This is a genomic window from Desulfonatronospira sp. MSAO_Bac3, from assembly GCF_003838035.1.
GTDB classification, from domain to species: Bacteria; Desulfobacterota; Desulfovibrionia; order Desulfovibrionales; family Desulfonatronovibrionaceae; genus Desulfonatronospira; species Desulfonatronospira thiodismutans.
The window spans coordinates 1-2,051 of sequence record NZ_QYZY01000254.1; the positions used below are offsets into that span (position 1 = coordinate 1).

The 2,051-nt window shown below is 55.7% G+C and carries 2 protein-coding genes and 1 riboswitch; of the genes, one reads left to right on the forward strand and one right to left on the reverse strand.

Annotation, left to right across the window (positions count from 1 at the left end; genetic code table 11):
- The first annotated feature begins 10 nt into the window (after positions 1 to 10).
- Positions 11 to 142 carry a hypothetical protein gene (locus D5S03_RS08865; protein ID WP_287043565.1) on the forward strand — a complete coding sequence of 44 codons (132 nt, stop codon included), beginning with the start codon at positions 11 to 13 and terminating at the stop codon, positions 140 to 142.
- A 96-nt stretch (positions 143 to 238) separates the two neighbouring features.
- On the opposite strand, the gene thiC is transcribed toward D5S03_RS08865, so the two are convergent.
- Entirely contained in the window at positions 239 to 1,531 is a 1,293-nt protein-coding gene (gene thiC / locus D5S03_RS08870; protein WP_287043567.1) for a phosphomethylpyrimidine synthase ThiC, read from the reverse strand.
- 92 nt (positions 1,532 to 1,623) lie between these two features.
- Positions 1,624 to 1,723, reverse strand: a riboswitch (TPP riboswitch).
- Between the last annotated feature and the right edge of the window lie 328 nt (positions 1,724 to 2,051).

The following is a 2,051-nucleotide window of genomic DNA, read 5'->3' on the forward strand; positions in this document are numbered from 1 at the left end:
AGCCTAACAAATGAAACAAGCCCTTCAAGAGATAATACTTGATTTTCAGGAACTCCAGCTGGAGACCGGGACGCCCAGACGACTGAAGCTGGCAACCCTTCCAGGCAAGGCCAGTGTATGTATTGGGGTTCGCCGCTCCTGAAAATCATCGTGCCAATGCTGTATTTTTCCGGACTGTAAAAAAGCCGGGCAGGTTAACCTGCCCGGCTTTTTTACGGTACATGCTTTCAACTGCACATCAGGATTCTGCCTGAAGTGCCTGTGTCTCCTCGGAAGTCTTCACTGCGCAGAGCTTGCCGCACATGGAACAGGTCCGCCCGTCTTCTGCTATCTGCATCCTGCTGCGCACCAGGTCCGGATCCAGGGCGCTTTTTATCATGCCCTCCCAGTCCAGGGTCTGGCGGCAGTGAGCCATCTGCCGGTCCTTATCAGCAGCTCCGGGAAGCCCCTTGCTCAAGTCGGCTATATGCCCTGCAATCCTGGCGGCCATCACTCCCTGGTAGACATCATCCTCTGCCGGCAGAGCCAGGTGCTCGGCCGGAGTGACGTAGCACAGAAAGTCGGCCCCGGCTGCTCCGGCAACTGCTCCGCCGATTGACGAGGTTATATGGTCGTAGCCTGCAGCAATATCCGTGGGCAGGGGACCCAGGATATAAAAGGGAGCATTTCGGCAGAGCTTTTTCTGCAGCTGGATCTGGGTTTTTATTTCATTCAGGGGCACATGGCCCGGACCCTCGATCATGACCTGCACCCCGCGTTCAAAGGCCCTGCCGGCCAGCTCGGCCAGGATCATGAGCTCTTCCACCTGGGCCCCGTCCAGTGAATCTTCGATGCAGCCGGGACGAAACCCGTCCCCCAGGCTCAAGGTCACGTCATACTTTTCAGCAATATCCAAAAGGGCATCAAAGTCCTGGTACAAAGGATTTTCCTGCCCGTTGGCCCTTATCCACTGCATGTGCATGGAGCCGCCGCGGCTGACGCAGGGCATAATGCGTTTGAAATGCTCCAGCCTCTGAACCGATTGCGTGGTTATCCCGCAATGCACCGTTATATAATCCACTCCCTGGCTGCACTGCAGTTCTATTTCCCGGAACAGCTCCTCAGGAGTTATGTCGTGCATGGGCCGGCCATGCCTGAGCATTTTGGCGGCCAGTCCGTAAATGGGCACGGTACCCAGCATGACAGGGCTTTTTTTCAGAAACATCCAGCGAAGCTGGTCCAGGTCTCCGCCGGTGGAAAGATCCATTATGGAATCCGCCCCGGCCCTTAAAGCAGCCGCGAGCTTCTTCTCCTCGGCAGCCATGTCGGCGCATTCTCCGCTGGTGCCCAGATTGGCGTTGACCTTGGTCTTGAGTCCTTCGCCAATGGCTTTTATTGAGGCGAAGTCGTGCACTGCGTTTTTGGGCAGCACCGCCCTGCCCCGGGCGATGAGGCTGCAAAGATCCTCGGCGCTTATGGGCTCGCCTTCTGCCGCAGTGTGCATCTCCGGGGTGACAACCCCGGCCCTGGCCTTTTGAAGCTGTGTTTTCATGAGAGTCCTCCTGTGATGGATTTCAGGAGGGAAGAGGTAAGCTGACCTGGGGGAACACCGGCCCTGAGCAGGGTCCGGAAGTGAAAAGTCCTTGGTCGATTGCTCGCCAATCCCTCCGCCGGTATTATCCGGATCAGGTTCTTGGGGTGCTTCTCAGCCCTTATCCCGATAAGGGCGCCCCCTGGCGTTTAGATCAAGAGTAAAACATATAATCGCATACAGGGCAAGTAAAATAATTTATCATCTGAAGGTAACCATTCAGGGGGTCCTCGGTGGTGATTACTGGCACGAGGCATCCCCTGGATGGTTACCTTCAGCCCGGGAAAGTCTGTACTTGGACAGACGTCTGCGCATGGCAATCTGCACAAACCTGGAATGTATCCAGCAACTAAGTCAAAGGTAACCATTCAGGGGGTCCTCGATGTTGATAACTGGCACAAGGCCTGGGGACTGTCCCTCGCTGTGTAGGTCTGTGCAGGATCACGGAATTTTGCGCTTGTAATATTGGTGATTGTGAAGG